The sequence below is a fragment of the Myxococcota bacterium genome, from assembly GCA_040387835.1.
GTDB lineage: Bacteria > Myxococcota > UBA727 > UBA727 > JABDBI01 > JAZKCZ01.
The window spans coordinates 497768-516452 of the sequence record JAZKCZ010000002.1 but is presented as its reverse complement, the minus strand read 5'-3'; the positions used below and the strand labels follow the sequence as shown (position 1 = coordinate 516452).

General features: G+C 47.4%; 15 protein-coding genes. 14 read left to right on the top strand and 1 reads right to left on the bottom strand.

What is annotated here, in order from left to right; all coding sequences use genetic code 11:
* Positions 1–11: 11 nt before the first annotated feature.
* The 6 genes from pckA to V4534_05170 are packed head-to-tail and all read left to right on the top strand — an operon-like array spanning position 12 to position 9783.
* Positions 12–1508 carry a phosphoenolpyruvate carboxykinase (ATP) gene (gene pckA / locus V4534_05195; GenBank protein ID MES2504258.1) on the top strand — a complete coding sequence of 499 codons (1497 nt, stop codon included), beginning with the start codon at positions 12–14 and terminating at the stop codon, positions 1506–1508.
* Positions 1509–1564: 56 nt separating this feature from the next.
* On the top strand, positions 1565–3541 hold the full coding sequence (locus tag V4534_05190; protein ID MES2504257.1) for a protein kinase: 1977 nt from the start codon (positions 1565–1567) through the stop codon (positions 3539–3541).
* A gap of 45 nt (positions 3542–3586) precedes the next feature.
* On the top strand, positions 3587–5680 hold the full coding sequence (locus V4534_05185) for a protein kinase (GenBank protein MES2504256.1): 2094 nt from the start codon (positions 3587–3589) through the stop codon (positions 5678–5680).
* Positions 5681–5725: 45 nt separating this feature from the next.
* Positions 5726–5917, top strand: coding sequence for a hypothetical protein (locus V4534_05180; protein MES2504255.1), 192 nt, complete (start codon positions 5726–5728; stop codon positions 5915–5917).
* The gene (locus V4534_05175) at positions 5918–8836 is read left to right on the top strand and encodes a proline dehydrogenase family protein (protein ID MES2504254.1); all 2919 of its coding nucleotides are present in this window, start codon (positions 5918–5920) and stop codon (positions 8834–8836) included.
* Complete coding sequence (locus tag V4534_05170) at positions 8833–9783, top strand: lysylphosphatidylglycerol synthase transmembrane domain-containing protein (protein MES2504253.1); 951 nt, start codon at positions 8833–8835, stop codon at positions 9781–9783. Before V4534_05175 ends, V4534_05170 begins: the two co-directional genes overlap by 4 nt.
* On the opposite strand, the gene V4534_05165 is transcribed toward V4534_05170, so the two are convergent.
* Positions 9735–10286, bottom strand: a complete 552-nt coding sequence (locus V4534_05165; protein ID MES2504252.1) for an NADPH-dependent FMN reductase — start codon at positions 10284–10286, stop codon at positions 9735–9737. The genes V4534_05170 and V4534_05165 overlap by 49 nt on opposite strands.
* A 30-nt stretch (positions 10287–10316) precedes the next feature.
* Between V4534_05165 and V4534_05160 the strand changes: the two genes are divergently transcribed.
* From V4534_05160 to V4534_05125, 8 genes are all read left to right on the top strand, one after another.
* Positions 10317–12056 (top strand): ABC transporter ATP-binding protein, encoded by a 1740-nt coding sequence (locus tag V4534_05160; protein ID MES2504251.1) that lies wholly within the window; start codon positions 10317–10319, stop codon positions 12054–12056.
* An 81-nt stretch (positions 12057–12137) separates the two neighbouring features.
* Positions 12138–12947, top strand: a complete 810-nt coding sequence (locus tag V4534_05155) for an FkbM family methyltransferase (protein ID MES2504250.1) — start codon at positions 12138–12140, stop codon at positions 12945–12947.
* Between the two features lie 157 nt (positions 12948–13104).
* The gene (locus V4534_05150) at positions 13105–14466 is read left to right on the top strand and encodes a hypothetical protein (protein MES2504249.1); all 1362 of its coding nucleotides are present in this window, start codon (positions 13105–13107) and stop codon (positions 14464–14466) included.
* The gene (locus tag V4534_05145; protein ID MES2504248.1) at positions 14463–15407 is read left to right on the top strand and encodes an SDR family NAD(P)-dependent oxidoreductase; all 945 of its coding nucleotides are present in this window, start codon (positions 14463–14465) and stop codon (positions 15405–15407) included. The genes V4534_05150 and V4534_05145 overlap by 4 nt, the downstream gene beginning before the upstream one ends.
* The gene (locus tag V4534_05140) at positions 15385–16095 is read left to right on the top strand and encodes a sugar phosphate nucleotidyltransferase (protein ID MES2504247.1); all 711 of its coding nucleotides are present in this window, start codon (positions 15385–15387) and stop codon (positions 16093–16095) included. The genes V4534_05145 and V4534_05140 overlap by 23 nt, the downstream gene beginning before the upstream one ends.
* Positions 16067–16909: a glycosyltransferase gene (locus V4534_05135; protein ID MES2504246.1), complete on the top strand. Its 843-nt coding sequence runs from the start codon at positions 16067–16069 to the stop codon at positions 16907–16909. The genes V4534_05140 and V4534_05135 overlap by 29 nt, the downstream gene beginning before the upstream one ends.
* On the top strand, positions 16876–18006 hold the full coding sequence (locus V4534_05130) for a glycosyltransferase family 4 protein (GenBank protein ID MES2504245.1): 1131 nt from the start codon (positions 16876–16878) through the stop codon (positions 18004–18006). The genes V4534_05135 and V4534_05130 overlap by 34 nt, the downstream gene beginning before the upstream one ends.
* Positions 18007–18015: 9 nt before the next feature.
* A partial coding sequence (locus tag V4534_05125) for a hypothetical protein (protein ID MES2504244.1) occupies positions 18016–18685 on the top strand: 670 nt, incomplete at its 3' end.

The window sequence follows — 18685 nt, the reverse complement described above, 5'->3', positions numbered from 1 at the left end:
AAGTGGCCTCGATGCAGCGAAATCTTTCATTTAGCGCCTTGATTGAAGAAGCCATTAAAAGACAGGAAGGTTTGCTGAGTAATCAAGGCGTTTTTGTGGTGAAGACCGGTAAATACACTGGTCGTTCGCCCAACGATAAGTTTACGGTAGAAGATGATTCCACCCGAGAAAGTATTTGGTGGGGGCCGATTAACCAAAAGATGACGCCTGAGAAGGCGCAAAAACTTTATGAGCGCCTTTGGGCCTACCTGCAAACCAAGGACTATTTTGTGCAAGATCTGGTAGCTGGTGCCAGCGAACAGCACCGCTTAAAGATCCAAGTGATTAATGAACGCGCTTGGCATAGTGCTTTTGCACGCAACATGTTTCTACATCCCTCAAGCGATGAGTTGAAAAATTTTGTGCCCGAATTCACTGTGATTCAAGCGCCCGGGTTTAAATCAGACCCAGAGCGAGATGGCACGCGTTCTGAAGTTGCGGTGGTGCTTGATTTTTCGGCCAAACGTATTTTGATTTGCGGCAGCGAATATGCGGGCGAGACGAAAAAGAGTGTGTTTACTTTGCTCAACTATCTCCTGCCAGCCAAAGGCGTCATGGGCATGCATTGCTCCGCTAACATGGCTAAAAGTGGCGATGTGGCCATATTTTTTGGTCTCAGCGGGACGGGCAAGACCACACTTTCAGCAGATCCGCATCGAGATCTGATTGGCGATGATGAACATGGTTGGGATGAATCGGGCGTGTTTAACTTTGAGGGCGGCTGTTACGCAAAAGTTATTCGCTTAAGTCGTAAGGATGAACCTGAGATTTTTCGCACCACGCATACTTACGGCACATTGCTTGAAAACGTCGTGATCGATCCGGTAACTCGAGATCTCAATCTTGATAGCGACGAGTTGACCGAGAATACTCGGGCCAGTTACGATATTTCGCAGATTCCTCATGCCTATTTGCAGGGCGTGGGTGGGCATCCTAAGCATATTATCATGCTCACTTGCGATGCTTTCGGCGTGCTCCCGCCGATTGCGAAGTTGACCAAAGAGCAAGCCATGTATCATTTTATCAACGGCTATACAGCGCGCGTTGCTGGCACTGAACGTGGGGTAAAGGAGCCGACAGCGGTATTTTCGGCCTGTTTTGGTGCGCCATTTATGGCTAGGCCGAGTGTATATGGCAAGTTACTGGTTGAAAAAATCGAAAAACACGGTGTGCAGTGCTGGCTGGTGAACACAGGTTGGTCGGGCGGTCCTTATGGTGTTGGAAACCGCATGAAAATTAGTTGGACCCGTGGCCTGCTGGAGGCAGCGCTTTCAGGTGAGTTGCAAAATGCGGATTTTGTTACTGAGCCATTCTTCAATTTGGCGATTCCGCGCCATGTGGAAGGTATACCGGCAGAAGTGTTAGATCCTAAAAAAGCTTGGTCGGACCCTTCGGCGTATGATGCCAAGGCCGCAGAGTTGCAAAAACTCTTTAAGGATAACTACGAAGGCAATACAAATCTAAGATAGCCATGGTTTTTGGCTACCCGTTTGATTTTTGGCGTTGGTAAAATAGTGGGAACTTCATGTTCAAGTTCGTCGCTATTTTGTGCTTCGCGGTATTTCAAGTAGATGCCTTCGTTGTCAACGACACAAACTCGTCTGCACCAGGGTTATTCTCGAATCCCGATCTTTCTAAGTTAGGATTTCCGGGGGAAGATTCACCCAAACCTCCATTCGATTTTCGTGGAGGTGGAAGTGAAGGCGTTGTTTTGCCAAACGCACTTAGGGCGGGCTTTCTTTTTGCAGGGGCTGGTAACCAGACCACCTTAGATGCCGGCCTGGCTACCATGAACTTAGAGGTTGATGGGAACAACATTCCTGCCGAGGTTTTCCCCATATCAGGCGAAGACAACGACTGCTTTTTTCACGCTCTCCAAGCGGTGGGCATTCGACTAACGCGCGATTTGGCCATTGAGATGTTGGAGCAGCTTGAGGATCCAAGATTAAAGACGATTGTGATGGATTATATTCGCTCGACTACCGGCAATGCGTCAATGGATGTCCAGCAATTTTTGTATAATCACTTTGGCGCTCCTACGACGGGGGGCGGCTTTCCGCTCCTTGGCTTTCGAGTAGACGGTGCTCTTTCGATTGTCGATGTCTTGGCTGAAATTCTACAAATTAGGATTCAGATATTCGACAGATCTGGATTAATGATTTTTGAAACGACGACAACTGAGAATCTTCCTGCTGAAAGTCCTGTGGTGCGGTTACTGTATGGAGATAGTCATTTGGATTTACTATTGCCCAGAATTCGGAGCTATGAAGGTTCTAGTTCTACAGAAGCATATAATTTAGGATCTCAGTTGGGCTCTGGTACCTTTGCAAATGTATTTAAAGCCATCGAGCATTCCACCGCAAGGGCCGTGGCTTTAAAGTGCGTCAAATTCCCTAACCTTTGGAGCGAGCTAATTTTTTCTGCTCTACCTAGACATCCACATTTGCTTCAACTTGTCAGTGCATTTGTTACAACGGACGGTTTGGTAAGACTTGGGTACGAGCTACATCTTGGACCGATGGATAAGTGTCGCAATTTAGACATGAAGCGCTCTTTTCGGCGCATGATCGGCATTTTTCGGGCTGTCTATCATTTGCATGCCTTAAATGTCGCTCACAATGATATTAAGCCGGAAAATATTCTGGTGGCAAAAGATGGGCGCTATATTTTAGGGGATTTTGGCAATGCGAGGTTTATTTTTCTGCATGCGCCGATATGGCGTCCAGCAACCACCATGTGTTGGGCCTCGCCTGAGCAATGTGCCGGACGCGAGTATGGCAGAGCCAATGATGTCTGGTCTTTGGGCTGCGTCCTAGTCTGGAACGCTCTGGGACGCGTCCCATTTTTAAAAAATGGATACCTTGACAATGCATCGCATGCTGAGCAAGGCGAATACACTTTGTCAAAGCTAAATGAAACGATATCAGAAATTGAGCCTCTCGTTGAGCCTGAAGTTTATGACCTGATAACCCGCATGCTGGAGGTCGATCCGCAAAAACGTATTACAATCGAAGAAGTTTTATCTCACCCAGCTGTAGCAAAACATCAAAAAATAACTGTTCTTCCAATTAATAGACCGAGTGCACAGAGTGCTTTACAAACGCGGTGGGCGATGTTGCCCGGTTTTCTGACACGTCGATTAGAGCGAATTACGGGTACAAGTTTTTCATTTGAAATAAGCGAGCTAACGCGTGACGGTTTTACACTTGAATCTTGGCTATCAGCCTTAAATTTGTTCAAAGTCTACTATCAACCTGGAAGTGATGACATAAGGGTGAAATCGTCGTTGTGCCTTTTGGCGTATATTAGTAAAACCATTTTGTTGAACAATGCGATGCGTCCTGAACCGAACTGCGGAGAAGTAAACATTGCTAGCATGCATGCTCTATTAAGGGCTTTAAGAGTTTACGCTAGCATAGGTGTTCAACTTGAAAGACTAAACGCGAAATTTGAAGAATATATCTTGCGACGCTTGCCAAAGCGACGGGCGTTAACTGCTTAAGCAGATCCCTGTTGATATTTTGTAAGAGCAGATTAGAGCTCGCGCATGTTGAGAATTGTTTTAGGCTTTGTTGCTCTTTCGGCCATTGCAAACCCTTTTAATCAGTCGAACCACACTGCTGGCCCATTTGGTAATAGCTATGACAAGCCATCGAATGGATTGGGTTTCGATGACCCTGATTTTAAACCTCCTTTTCATTTACCGCCACCTTCTGATCCGACTTTAGGTCTTCTTGCTGGCTATGAGCAGTTTTTACACGCCGCCAAAAAGACTGTGGGGATGCTATTTGCGGGTGGGGATTCGCCGCTGGCTCCTATTTTCGAGTTCGGCGACACCGTGGCGGTGGATATCGGTGGGATCTCTATCGCTCACAATGTGATCCCTGTCAGTTCGGACAGCAACAATTGTTTTTTCGCAGCTTTACAAACGGCGGGTATCAGTCTTTCCAGGGCAGCAGCAATTGAGATTCTGGAGCAAGTTGAAGAGCCACGTTTGAAGGCGATTATCGTTTCGTACATTAAAAGTTTTCCAGCTTACGCTTTGCTTAAAGACAGTGAAATTGATGTCAGAAGTTTTCTGTTGGACAACTTTGGAGCGCCAGCAGACGCGTTGGTCTACCCTATGATAGGCTTTCGGCTGGACGGCGTCCCTTCCTTGATCGATGTATTGGCCGAGGTGTTACAAATTAAAATTCAGATTTTCGACCAATTTGGCCAGATGATGTCACAAACGATTTCTGCATCAGATAGCCATGACCTGCGAGTCATACGTTTACTATATCAAAGCAGTCATTTTGACTTGCTGCAGCCAAGAGTGGTTGGGTACACAGGAGCAGCGGGTGCTACACCTTACGTTACTTCACTGCCTCCGTTGGGCGGTGGTACCTACGGGTTAGTGTACCCAGGTACTTATGTGGGTTCAAATAAACCGATTGCCGTCAAGGCGTTGGGCCTCTCAATAAAACGACTTTGGAGTGAAATACTATTTTGCTTGTTGCCAGAGCATCCGGGTTTGATGCGTTCGAAAGGTTACTCTATTGAGTTGCCTCAGTATGACGTTCAAATTGCTTTTGACAGAATGCGTTGTAGCTTGGCGGTTGGTGCAAACTGCAAATTATTGCTCTTTGAGCACATGATCGTTGTTATGGAAGCGGTACATCATTTACATACGATTGGGATAGCTCACCGAGACTTGAAACCCGCCAATATTTTGATTACCAATGAAGGCAATCTGATCTTGGCAGATATGGGCAGTGCGGCAATTAGTACGGGTTACGGATGCTTTGAGGAGGCGACTACGATACATTATGCCTCACCTGAACACTGCGCGAAATTATATGCTTTTAAGCCGAACGATGTTTGGTCGCTGGGCGTTATTCTAACAGAGATTTTTTTGGGGCAAAATCCGTTTAAACTGAATCCCCATCCCCCGAATACGACCACGTATGAACAAGGTAACTTTACGTTGAAAAAACTTCCTACGGTGCTCGATTCGATTAAAAAAGACGTGCCCGCGGACATCGCCGACTTGATCGAAAAAATGCTAAATAAAGATGGCGAAAGCCGGATCGATATGGCTGGAGTTCTCAACCATCCGGCAGTTGCAAAATTTAGAAAGGGAAAAGTTCTGCGGATTCCTAAAATGCCGGTAAGCCCCGAAACGCTAGATCAGAATAGGATACAGCGTAGATTGGCAGTGCTCCCAGGCTTTTTAAACATATGCTTGTCATATTTGTCGCAAAGAAGCGTAGGTATTGATACGCGTCGCTTAAGCAATGCTAGCCTTGGTCTGCATGCTTGGCTGGCCGCGGTAGTTTTGCAGGAGTCTGATCGATTGGTTCAACCAACAGTTGAGGCGGTGGCTGATGCTTATTTTGATCATGCTAGATTTGCGGCAATCATATTAGAAGGCGCTGAACTAGAGGATACTCATGTCCCTAGATTTCTTTCGATGCTTCCTACGTTATCTACTTTGAGTACGACCATGCGCAGACTGGCTCAGGTTTACGAAGAGTTCTATGCGTATTCGGTGAGAGTTGACGCTGGTAATGCCGCGAAAGCACATGATGGTTGGCATCGGCGTTCGCTATTCGAGTTTCTCGAAAATATTTTGGCCGGATATCGGCGACGCGCCGCATAAGCGGCCTGAGTTGTTTTTACTCGCTCGCCGTGCTTTGTTTTGGTCATGAGCACCTATTTGACCGAAACACGTCGAGTTGAGAAAAATAAGCGCATTGCGTTTTTAGGAACCAGCGGCGCTGGGATTTTGTTTTCAATATTTTCCAGTGCTTTTTTAGGCTTGCCTCTGCTTGCGTTGGGTATCTTCTTGGGCGTGCGATGGTTTCGGTATCGCGCTCAAAATGGAATGCGATTTTAAATGATGCAAACACAAATTGAAGCGCTTGGCGTTCAGCTTTTCGAAGATATGAAAGGCGAAAAGCCTGGCATTTTTAATAGCGATTATTGGCAGGGTAAGCTCATGGACTGGGTAATGAAAGACCCCAGTTTTAAGGTCGACTTGTTTCGCTTTGTGGATGTTTTGCCTCAGCTTGAAACGCCTGACCAAATTGCATCTCACATTCGTGAATACTTGCTTAAAGAAGGTCGCTCTTTGCCGGCCGTCATTCATGTGGCGCTGAAGGCTGCGACCAGTGGCTTAACTTCGGGCATTGCTGCTAAAACGATTCGAAAAAATATCAGTGATATGGCCGAGCGCTTCATTATGGGATTTGACGCCCAAAGTGCTTTGTCTGAGCTTCACAGCCTGCATAAGTCCGGTATTGGTTTTACCGTTGATTTGCTGGGCGAGTATACTTTAAGCGAAGTTGAGGCTGACAAGTACCAAGAACGGTATTTGGATTTGATTAAAAACCTCGTTTTAGAAACGGCCAAGTGGAAAACGGATGAGGTGATTGACTCGGCACCACGTGTCAACGTTTCAATTAAAGTGAGTGCGCTTGATCCTCAGCTGAAGGCTGCAGACCCTAAGGGTGCAGTTGAGCGCTTAATGAAACGCGTGCTCCCTTTGTGTGTGGCTGCGAAGAAAAGCGGCGTTTACTTGAATTTGGATCTGGAGCAGTGGGAAATCCACGGCATTACTTACGATTTGTTTGAAGCTTTGGCTTTGCATCCGGAGCTTAAAGAATATCCACACTTAGGGGTGGTTGTTCAGGCGTACTTGAAAGAGGCACATCACGATTTGACCCGGCTTTTGAGTTTGGCCAAAACTCGCGGCGCGCCGATTGGTGTGCGCTTGGTCAAAGGTGCCTATTGGGATTACGAAGTAGTTAACGCTCGGCAAAAGGGGTTTGAATGCCCGGTGTTTACACAAAAAGCCGAGACGGATTTAAATTTTGAAAAGCTGAGTCGGTTTTTATTAGACCACATTGAGCATTTTAACCCGGCCTTCGGTAGCCACAATTTGCGGTCTATTGCGCAAGCGATTGTGCATGCGGAAAAAAAGAAGATTGCACCGACAGCTTACGAAATTCAGATGCTTTATGGCATGGCTGAGCCAGAGCGAAAGGTCTTAAGAAGTCGCGGGCATCGGGTGAGGGTTTATGCGCCGATTGGCGAATTGCTGCCAGGGATGGCCTATTTGGTGCGTCGCTTACTCGAAAATACTTCGAACTCAGGATTTTTGAAGCTGAGTCATCAAGATGATGCGGACCCGAGAGAGCTGCTTAAAGAGCCTAAGGCTGCACACAAGCAAACGAAGTCTGTTGAAGATGATTTCGTTAACTGTGCCTGGCTGGATTTTACCAAAGCTTCGAATAGAGACGCGTTTCAAAAATCGCTTGATGATTGGGATGTGCAGTTTCCTGTTTCTGTTCCCGTGGTGATTAACGGTGAGAAACAAGCCGGCGAGTCGGTTTTTGAACGGGTGAGTCCGAACGATGGTCAAAAGGTGGTCGCGAAAGTATCGTTGGCGAGCATTGAGCAAGCCGAAAGTGCGATTCAGGTAGCGGATGAAGCTTATGCTGCCTGGCGCGATAGGGACATGAGTGAGCGCGTGCAATTGCTTGAGCGTTTAGCCGATGCGCTTGAGCGGGACAGGTTTTTGCTGGCTGGCCTTATGTGTCATGAGCAAGCTAAACCTTGGGCAGAAGCGGATGCGGACTTGGGAGAAGCCGTCGACTTTTGCCGCTATTATGCAGCTAGAGCATTGGACGAGTTGGCACCAAAAAAACAAGGCAACTTGTGGGGCGAGTCGAATATTTTAACCTACGAAGGTCGCGGCCCAACATTAGTGATTGCACCGTGGAATTTTCCATTGGCCATCTTGTGCGGCATGGTTTCTGCGGCGTTGGTTTCCGGCAACACGGTAATCATGAAGCCGGCCGAAAATGCATCGTTGATTGCTAAACTGCTATTTGACAGGATTTTAGAAGCTGGCTTCCCTAAAGAGGTTTGTCAGTTTTTGCCGGGCAAAGGTTCTGTGGTTGGTAATTACTTAGTCGAGCATCCGAAAATTGCTCAGATTGCGTTTACTGGCAGCAAAGAAGTGGGCCTTAAGATTATTGAGAAGGCAGCTAAAGTGCACCAGGATCAGCCTCAGGTTAAGCGGGTTGTTTGTGAGATGGGCGGTAAAAACGCCATTATTATTGATGACGATGCCGATCTCGATGAAGCGGCGCTTGGGGTGGTGCATAGCGCGTTTGGCTACGCCGGACAAAAATGTTCTGCAGCTTCACGCATTTTGGTTCATGAGAATGTCTACGATGTTTTTGTCGGCAGATTGGTGGAGGCTTGTCGAAGCGTTACCGTTTCGGCGGCAACTTCGCCGGGATGTCTACTGCCGCCAGTGATTGACGCTGCTGCGCAAAAGAGGCTTTTGAAAGAAATTAAAGAAGCGCAAAAAGAGCATCGCTTGTTGTTTTTGGGCGAAACACCTGAACAGGGTTTTTTCGTGCCGCCTGCGTTGGTTGCCGTGAAAAGTGCGCAAGATCGCTTAATGCAGGCTGAGCTGTTTGGTCCAGTGATTGCTGTTTTAAAGGTTAAGAGCTTTGAGGATGCTTTGTTGGTGGCGAACTCGAGTGAGTTTGCTTTGACCGGTGCGGTGTATTCTCGAAGTCCGGCGCATCTCGAGCTGGCACGCAAGACATTTAGGGTGGGTAATCTTTATCTCAATCGCGGCAGTACAGGGGCCATGGTTCACCGACAGCCATTTGGTGGATTTAAAATGAGTGGTATTGGGACTAAGGCCGGCGGGCCAGGATATTTGCTTAATTTTGTGGAGCCTCGGGTTGTAACAGAGAATACGTTGCGCCGTGGTTTTACGCCGGATCTTGATTGAAGAGATACCACGTAGAGATTGCCGGATTCGTTGGCATTTGCATTGTTTTCCTGTTGATCTATCGGACAGGTTTCGATGTTGTTTTTCGAGCGGTTGCTGAGGCAGTCGTGTATATGCCGATTATATTGGCGTGTGAGTTTCTGTTCTGGGTTTTTGGAGTTTTGTCTCAAAGATCTTTGTATGGGGAAGATGGCAAAAAAATACCCTGGCGCGTGGTGATTAGAGCTGGGTGCTCTGCATATGCGTTTATGGGCTTGCTCCCAATGGGCAGGTTGGTGGCTGAGTCCTCGCGGGCGGTGATTTTTGCTCCCTATGTCGGTCGTTCCCGAGCCGCATCAGTTGCGGTTCAAGTTCAAATTGTGGCGCTTTTTGTGACAAGTGCAGTGGGCACTCTGTGTGCGTTGGCATTTGCTTGGGTGCTAGGGGCCGGGATCGTTACTTTGCTGGCTTTTTTGAATGCATTGTTGGTGTTGACGGTGGGTGTCTTAGCGTTGCTGGCAGCGAAGCATTTTCGATTGGGCAAAAGATTGGCTCGATTTTTGCCTCGGATTCAGGTTTTTGGCGAACAGTTTGACGCTTATTTGCTGAACTGTCGGATTTTGATGCCGAAGGCGCTGATGTATGAAGGCTTTTGTCGGACCAGTCAGGTGGTCCAAAATGGATTTTTAGTTTTGGCGGTTGGTGGAAGCTTAGGAATTTTGCCTGCTTTTTGTTCCGAAGGATTGCACTTGATTGGCGCCACTTTGGGGGATTTTGTGCCAGGGCAGCTTGGGGTGACGGAGCTTGTGTTCAAAGAAGCCAGCGCTGCGCTGGCGTTAAATACCGAACAGGCGCTGTCGATTGCACTTTTGGCACATGCTTCTCAGTTGTTTTGGATTCTCGTTGCTTTAGGTGCACTTCATTCGCCGGTGCTTCGGGCGACCCACTCACAAAATTTATCGACATAGTTTGTTAGAAACTTGAGCGAGCTCTCGTTGGAGATGTTTCCTGAGTCATCGATGAAGTCTTTGGTGAACTGGATATAGGCTTCAGGCTGTCCCATTAAAATGGTGTCCAGGTAATTTAGAACTGGCCTTAAACTGTGTTGAGCGCAAGCGGTAGCGATGCCGCCACCGGAGGCGCCGATGACGCCAACTGGCTTTTGGGCGAAAGCGTTGGCTCCGTAGGGGCGAGATGCCCAGTCAATGGCATTTTTCAGCGGGCCCGGAATCGAGCGGTTGTACTCCGGTGTGAAGATCAAGACACCATCAGCGCTTTGGATTGCTTGTTTAAGCTGAGTGGCCGCAGCTGGAAAGTCAGCTTCCAAATCTTGATTAAACAGCGGCAATTCATGAATCGGCAGCACCTGCGCTTCGAACTTGTTTTGTCCGAGCTTAATGAGGGCTTTGGCCAGTTTTAGATTGATTGAGTCTTTACGCAGGCTACCGACGATGATGGCTATTTTGAACATTTGTCTGTTTAGGTGCCACAAAATAGCTAAGTGTTCAAACAAAGCATCATCGATTTGTTTACGCCACTTGAGCGAAGGCACATGGCTGCGCTGTTCGCGTTTGCTACCTTGATGGGATTTCTTGAAATTGCAGGCGTTGCTTCGATGATGCCTTTGGCGGATTTGTTGATTCATCCACAGAATCAATCGGCACGGCCAGTTTTTATTTGTTTGGGTTTGATGATTGTGATCAATTTGTTGGGGATGCTGTTTAATTGGTATTCCTATCGGGTCATTAATCAGCATGCCTTTACGCTGTCTTGCAGATTGCTCGCATACTATTTGCAAAAGCCTTTTATCGCGTTTTTGGCAGACGATGGGCCGGCAATTGGCAATCGATTGTTGGTAACGGTGAAACAGTATTCGATGGTTTTTTTGACCGCGAGCGTCAATGTTTTTTCGCGTTTGATTGTTGCTGCGGCGGTGATTGCTTTTTTAATCTATTTAAGCCCACCGATGGGCTTTTCGTTGATGGCTTTTATGGCCGTAAGCTATGTGTTGGTTTCAAAGATTATTGGGCGCCTTTCGCTCAAGTCAGGACAGCAGAGGACTTCCAGTGAGAATCTCAAATTCAAGTTGATTGAAGATTTGGTTTTGGGCTTTAAAGAAATTAAGATTGGCCAAGGTGAGAAAGTGGTCATGCGGCAATTTGAGAAAGAGTCGAGACTCGAATTTGCGGCTGTTGCCAATGGTTACTTTTTAGCAACCATCCCTCGTAATGTTTTGGAGATGGTGGGTTTTTTGGCTGTATTTACCAGTTTTTTGGTCATTCATTATTTTTCGAAAAATCCTGCTGACTCGATTGCAATATTGGCAGCGTACGGAATGGCGGGCCTTAGGTTATTGCCGATTAGTAATCAGGTATTTCAGGGTATTGCACAGATGCGTGGCGCGAAGCCATATTTTGATTCGTTCGCCAACGAGGTGAGTCTCTATCCTGCAGACTACACGAAGATGTTTGGGGAGCAGCTTGAGATGAGTTCGCCTGCGAGCACAAGTGTTCGTCTGGAAAATGTCTCGTTTCGCTACCCTGCTCGATTTGAGCATGCGGTTTCAAATGTGAGCATGGATATTAAGAAGAACTCCGTTGTGGGTTTAGCCGGCGCGACCGGTGCTGGCAAAAGTACCATCGCCGAAATTGCCTGCGGTCTTTTGCCACCGAGTGAAGGAATTGTTACCGTGGATGGGCAGGAACTGACGATATTGCCCGGATCTTCGTGGTTAAGTCAGGTGGGTTATGTGCCTCAGCAAGTGCACATTTTTGCAGACACGGTTTTGCAGAATATCTCTTGTTTTGGCAAAGGCGCGCCTGATTTGGAGCGGGTGATGGAGGCGGCAAAAACGGTGGGTTTACATGATTTTGTTATGGGTGAATTGCCGCAAGGGTATAACACGATTTTAGGCCGGGGCAGAACGTTGTTAAGCGGCGGTCAAAAACAGCGCCTTGGTTTTGCTCGCGCCATCTATCGGGAGCCACGTTTTTTACTGCTGGATGAGCCTACCAGCGCTTTGGATGGCATCTTGGAACATCAAATTTTGGCATCTATTAAGCATATGTCGCAAAGTAGTCCCATCTTGTTGATTGGGCATAGAGCGGCATCGCTTCGGATTTGCGACCAAATATATTTTATGGAGTCAGGGCTGATTAAATCCAATGGAACTTTTGAGGAGCTGTATGCGCTAGAGCCGAGGTTTAAGATAATGATGGATCTGCAATCGAACAATTCATGAGACTGCGGCGTCAAAGGGTTAATGGAACTTACGGCCAAGACCAGATTGTTGAACTCTGTGCGGTCTATCTTTTGCTATCCTATGTTGGAGAACTACTTAGTTCGCCAGGTGCAAGGACGGGAAAGCAGTCATTGGATAACTAAGCTAGCGCCGAATCACTATCAGTATGCCAAGCCGGCAGCTAGAATAGCCTTAAGAAATGGCATCTTGTTCGATCTGGACATTTCCAATCTTTTGGATTGGTGTGTCTATTTTGGTATTAAAGAGCCGGCCAGAGATAAGTTATATGGTTTGGTCGGTCCTGGTGACTGTGTTGTCGATGTTGGTGTCAACATTGGTGAAACAGTAACCTATATGGCGCAATTGGTGGGCAACAGTGGCAAAATATACGGATTTGAGCCAGATCCGGTTAATTTTAAAATCGCAGCTGATGCTGTTCAGCGCAATAAAATGAACCAAGTACATCTTGAAGAGCTGGCACTTTCGGATGATGAGGGTTGTTACAATTTGTACCGAATTGACAGCCGTAACCCCGGCGCTAACCGAATACTGCCGGAGGGTAATCGAGCTGATGCTGTTCCGGTCAAATCAATTCTATTGGATTTGTTTGTTAAGCAGCGGCAAATAAATCGCATCGATCTTATTAAAATTGATGTTGAGGGCTTTGAGTATCACGTGCTGCAAGGCGCTCGTGAAACCATCGCGCGCTTTAGGCCGAAGATTTTTATGGAGTTAAACAACGACATGCTGGGCAAGCATGGGCATTCGGCGCAGAAAGTCGTGAAATTAATGAGCGGGTGGTCCTACCAAATGACCCGAGCCGACACCGGAGAGCCGGTGGATGCGTCGTATAATTTCGCGGGTTGCCATTTTGACCTAGTTTGTATTTAGGAACGCCAAATTTTTGCTCGTAGCTCTATGTGACTTTAATGGGCGGAGCCTGTCTTCCACCTCGTCATTGCGAGGAGCGCAGCGACGCGGCAATCCACGCTGCGTAAGTTGCTAGACCCCGGGTCGAGCCCGGGGTGACAATGAGTGGTTTAGATTTATGAAGCCTTTGCTAATATTCGAAGCCAATGAAGTTCCTTGGCGTTTGATTGATTATCTAAAAGATGACCCGCGTTTTTCGAATCTGTCGCGCTTTTTTTCCGAAGCGAGTACTTGGACCACCCACGCTCAGCAGGAAAAGGAGCTGTCTCCGTGGATAACTTGGCCTTCCCTGCATCGAGGCATGACCCCTGACGAGCATGGCATCAACTTTTTAGGGCAAGATCCAAGCCATTTTAAGGGCACGCCCATTTGGCAGGAGTATCGTGAGCGGGGCCTTAGCATTGGTGTTTGCGGCTCATTGCAAAGTTGGCCGCCGACAGAGCCTGGCCCTAAGGGCTTTTTTGTGCCGGACGTCTTTGCACAGTCGCCTCAGTGTTATCCTTCCTGGCTCGAGCCTTTTCAAAGCTTTAACCAGCAGCAAGTTAGAGAAAATGGGCTGGTGGTTAGACGCAACTCCATCTTTTCGAAAGAAGTGCTTAATGTGATGAAAGCTTTGCCTTCATTAAAGCTTCGTCCAAAAACCTATGTCCGCATTTTGGGTCAGTTATTATTCGAACGACTATCTAAAAGACACATCGCAAAGCGGCAAACTTTTCAGGCAATGTTGTACTGGGACGCATTTAAAACACTTGTAAAGGCGCAAGGTTTGCCTGAGCTTTCCACCTTTTTTACGAATCATGTGGCTAGTGCGATGCACCGCTATTGGCATGAGTTGTTTCCAAACGATTTTAAAGACGACGCGCCCCCGGGCTCAACGGGTGGCTTGTGGTTTGCGATCAAAATATTGGATGAAATGTTGGGCGAGGCCATGCAGTTGGTTAAGCTAAATCCGAATCTGACCATCGCTTTCGCTAGCAGTATGGGGCAGGGCCCGTGTACCAGACCAAGATATGAGGGCGTGAGCCTGTTGCTGCCCAAAGTGGACAGGTTAATGGCACTATGTGGCTTGGCGCCAAATGAATATCGGCAGAATTTTGCCATGGTGCCACAGGTTGCGTTGCGGATCGATAGTGACAAAATTAGAGCTAAAACTCAGGTGGCGCTAAGATCGGCGCGTGTTGGCGGCAAGGTTTTATTTGCCATCCATGAAATCGGTGAGACTTTAAGTGTGAGTGTTAACACACCATCTAAATCATCACTCAACACTGGCTATTTTAGCCTTCTGGGCAATCAAGTGTCTTGGGCCGACGCTGGCATGACCATTGAGGCCGTGGAAGTTGGTACGGCTTATCACATCCCAGAAGGTATTTTGGGGATTTGGGGCACTGGTGAACGAGCCGGGCAGAGGCTGTCTGACAGAGTCGATATGCCGCTGAGTCAGGTTAAGTCTTTGCTGATGACTTATGCAGGAGTTTTATGAAACGCATTTTGATTACCGGTGGTAGTGGGTTTTTAGGTAAGCGTCTGGCCTTGGATTTGCGCGAGAACTACGAGGTGGTTTTAGCCAGCCGTAATAATAAGCAAAATCTAAACGCAGAAGCGATAACGGGTTGTAAAACATTGCCCATGGATGTGGCACGCATCGAATCCGTTCGAGATGCTTTTTTGGAGGCGAAGCCGGACATTGTCATTCATGCGGCAGCGACAAAATTCGTCGATCTTTCAGAGAAACAGCCGATGGAGTGTATTGATGTCAACGTGATTGGTTCACAAAATGTCGCACGTGTTGCCATTGAACGCGGCATTGAAGCGGTCATTGGCATTTCAACCGACAAAGCAGCACCGCCCATCTATAATACCTATGGCTTGTCTAAGGCCATGATGGAGCGAATGTTTTGTGCGCTTGACGGTGATACGCAGTTCATGTGCGTGCGTTACGGCAACGTTGTTTGGTCAACGGGTTCAGTGTTTCCGATCTGGAAATCGATGCATGCTGACACTGGTGTCCTGCGGTCCACTGGCCCTGAAATGACGCGTTTTTTCTTCTCGGTAGAAGACGCGGTTCAGCTGATTAAGACCGCGCTCGCTGAACGCTCAAGTCTGCACGGCAAAATCTTGTCGCAAGATATGAAGTCAGCGCGCATCAGCGATATCTTGGATGTCTGGGTGGCAGAAAAAGGCGGCCGCTGGGATCGAATGTCTGGCCGTCCAGGTGATAGGCCTTATGAATGCTTAATTGGGCAAGCTGAGTTGGCTTATACGGGCGAGGCACTTTTTGGCTCGCGCAAGCATTATGTGATCTCCCCGAATGATGCCCGCAGCCACGCAATTTTAGATGTCGTATCGTCCGACAACACTCAGCGGCTGAGCCGGGGAGAAATAAGTCAGCTTATTAACGATGTCCCAAGAGAAGAAGTCTAGTCAGATTAGCCAGGCAGTGATTATGGCCGCAGGCAGAGGGCAGCGCATGGCACCGCTCACTGACTATCTGCCAAAGCCCATGGCGCCACTTTGGGGTTCAACGCTTATTGCGCACGGCATTAAGAATCTGTCTCAGTGCATTTCGCAGATCCATATTACTGTCGGTTATCGCAAAGCGGCTTTGGCCAGTCACGTGATTGAAAGTGGTGCAGCGTCTGTGTTTTGCACTGAAGGTCATGGCAATGCTTGGTGGCTTTACCATACTTTGTTGAAGCATTTAGACCAGCCTATTTATGTTTTGACTTGCGATAATATCAGCCGACTAGATTTCGATCTCCTGGAACAGGCTTATTTCGAGATGCATGCACCTGCTTGTATGCTGGTACCCGTGAAGCCAGTGGCTGGTTTAGAGGGCGATTACATTTTTCACCACAATGGCGTTGTTTTGCGCCTATCTCGGCAAGAGCCAGCCGATATCTATTGTTCCGGCATTCAGATTTTAAATCCGGCGCAGCTGAACCGGTTGACGAATGTCTGTGAAGATTTTTCCGAGGTTTGGGCGCAGCTCATCGCTCAAAGGCAGCTGACGGTTTCCAAAGTCTACCCCAAGCAGTGGATATCCATCGATACTTCTGCCCAGCTTGAGAGTCTAAGTAGCAATGTCGCTAATTTCAATAATTATACCTAACCATAACTACGGTCGATTCGTGGGTGCCGCGGTAGAAAGTGCTTTAGCGCAGAGCTATCGAGACATTGAAGTGGTGGTTGTAGATAATGGCTCTACCGATAATTCTGTCGAAATCCTGCGGCAATATCAAAGTCGAATAAAACTCATTACACAGGAAAACCGCGGCCAGGCGGAAGCACGCAATCGTGGAATCATTGAGGCGAGTGGCAAATATTTCGCCTTTTTAGATGCTGATGACGTTTGGCTGCCGCATAAACTTGAGTCGCAAATTAAGTTGATGAACTCTCCAGAGATCGGGCTTGTTTACTCTGGCTGTATGAAGGTTGATCAGGATTTAAATCCGGAACAGGCCATGTATCCCAAATACACGGGCAGGGTTCTAAAACAATTTGCCAGTGGCATAGGTGCAGTTGTAATAGCGGGTGAAAGCACAAGTTTAATACGGCGGGAGTGTATTGAACGTTGTGGCCTTCTAGATCCTAATCTGTCCACATCATCCGGGTGGGATTTGTACCGACGGATTGCTACTCGATACGCTTTTGCGGCGGTCTTTGAGCCCTTGGTCCTATATCGGCAGCATGGCGACAATTGGTCGCTGCGCACCAAGGTTTTCGAAACGGACTGGTTATATTGCTTGAAAAAGATGTTTGATGATGAAAATGCGGCAGCGGTTCACCATTTGGAAGCGGCGTGCTTTAAAAATGCCTATCGAGCGCTTACGATTACCAGCTGGCGTGCAGGCCGAAAATCAGATGCAACAAAGTTTCTGGGGCGATATTTATGGCAGACGGCCAGAAAAAGCATATCACTTTAATTGTCTCGAATGTTTCAGATATTCGCCAGTTTGATTGGGTAACGGATCCGATATTGGCTGAAGACTATCGCTTTTCGTTTGTTTTGCTCAATGTGCAAGCAGGTGCATTCGAGCGCGAAGTGCAGATGTTAGGCTTGTCATTATTGTCGATTAGGTACAGAGGAAAACGCGATTTATTAAATGCCATTGCTTCAATGACGCGATTTTTTGTGCAGGCTAAGCCAGATATTGTGCATGCGCACCTTCTCGACGCTAGTTTGGCTGGATTGATTGCCGCATGCTTGGTGCGTGTCCGTCATAGAATATATACGAGACATCACTCAAATCTGCATTATGAGTCCCATTGCCATGGCATTCTTTATGACCGCCTAGTCAATTGGATGGCGACTCGCGTGGTTGCTACTTGCGCTAACGGTAGGCGATTTTTGGTCAACTCAGAGGGGTTATCTTCGAAGAAGATTACTACTCTTCCATTTGGAATTAACGCGAACGACTATCAGCAGATTGCCCCTAGCCGAATACGGCGGCTATCTGCTTACTATCAAATTGATTCGCTGTGGCCTGTAGTTGGCATGGTTTCTCGATATGAGAAATATAAAGGCATTGAGTATGTGGTAGGAGCCTTTAAGAAATTACTAAACATTTATCCAAATGCATGTCTGGTCATTGCCAATGCAAAGGGACGTGATTCAGAAAGTATTAAAAAGAATTTGAAGACTTTGCCAGCCCTAAGTTATCGCGAAATTGATTTTGAAAGCGATATGTATGCGTTGTATCAATTATTCGATGTTTTTGCCCACGTTCCCGTCGATCCCGTTTGCGAGGCTTTTGGTCAGGTATATATTGAATCTTTGTTGGCAGGCATCCCCGCAATATTTACGATGTCAGGGATAGCGCCTGAATTTGTGAAGCACGGTAAAAACGCCCTGGTGGTGCCTTTTTGTGATTCGGACGCTATTTTCAACTCTCTCTGTCGGATCTTGCAGGATTCGGCATTGGCAAATCGATTGAAAACTCAAGGTCAAGAGGATGTTGCGAGGCAATTTTCTAAAGTGAGCATGATTCAAAATCTAAAGCAGCTTTACCAAACTTGTTGACCATTTAACATGTGCGGATTTATTGGCGGTGTCTTTTTAGACCCTAATACAGAACTTGATATGCCAAGCGCACTACAGGCGTTGAGGCATCGAGGACCTGACGATGCGTCTTGGTTTAAGGAAGCGGACTACGCCTTTGGACACACTAGGCTTGCGATAATCGATAAGCGATCTTTGGCCAATCAGCCTATGGTGAGTCCAGAAGGCAATGTCCTGGTATTCAACGGAGAAATATATAATCATAACCAACTCAGAGACGAGCTTTTTGCCCTTGGTTACAAGTTTCAAACACGCTCCGATACTGAGGTAATATTGCACGGCTATGGCGCTTGGGGTGATTCGCTCGTTACACGTTTAGATGGTATGTTTGCGATCGCTATCTACAATAGGCGCTCAAGCGAGCTTCTTTTGGCCAGGGACCGTGCCGGTAAAAAGCCACTTTTTTACGCAACTCTAGGCACCCAAATTATATTTGCCTCTGAACCGAAAGCGATTTTTGCGTCAGGCGCAGTCACACCCACGTTATGCCCTCAGGCTTTACCGTTCATTTTAACTTTTGGCTATGTACCCTCGCCCAACACGAATTACCACAATCTGAAGCAAGTCCCGCCCGCCACATGGGTTAAGTTCGATGCCCAAGGCAATTGGGTGAATAAACGTTATTGGAAAGTACCTTTTG